Below are 298 nucleotides of genomic sequence, written 5' to 3'. Positions count from 1 at the left end.
AAGAAGAACCACCAAATATCTGTCGCTGTTAACCAGAAAATCGCACAATTACTCATCGAAAATCAAGCATTGAAACATATTGCACACAGGTTATCAATTTCAACATCGTCAGTTATGAGAAAGCTCGATGAGTTCAAGTTTGAAACGGATTGGAATACCCTACCCGAGGTGATGAGTTGGGACGAGTATGCCTTCAAGAAGGGGAAAATGAGCTTCATCGCTCAAGATTTCGACTCCCTAAATGTCATCGCCATTCTCGACGGAAGAACTCAAGCAACCATCCGAAACCACTTTCTAC

1 pseudogene is annotated in these 298 nt (G+C 42.3%); it reads left to right on the top strand.

The window, feature by feature from the left end:
* Window positions 1-298: pseudogene (locus HUK49_RS10755) on the top strand (ISL3 family transposase); the annotation flags it as partial.

This window comes from Limosilactobacillus portuensis (assembly GCF_014838735.1).
Classification (GTDB): domain Bacteria; phylum Bacillota; class Bacilli; order Lactobacillales; family Lactobacillaceae; genus Limosilactobacillus; species Limosilactobacillus portuensis.
The sequence above is the reverse complement of the archived record's forward strand: the minus strand, read 5'-3'. Positions and strand labels throughout refer to the sequence as shown.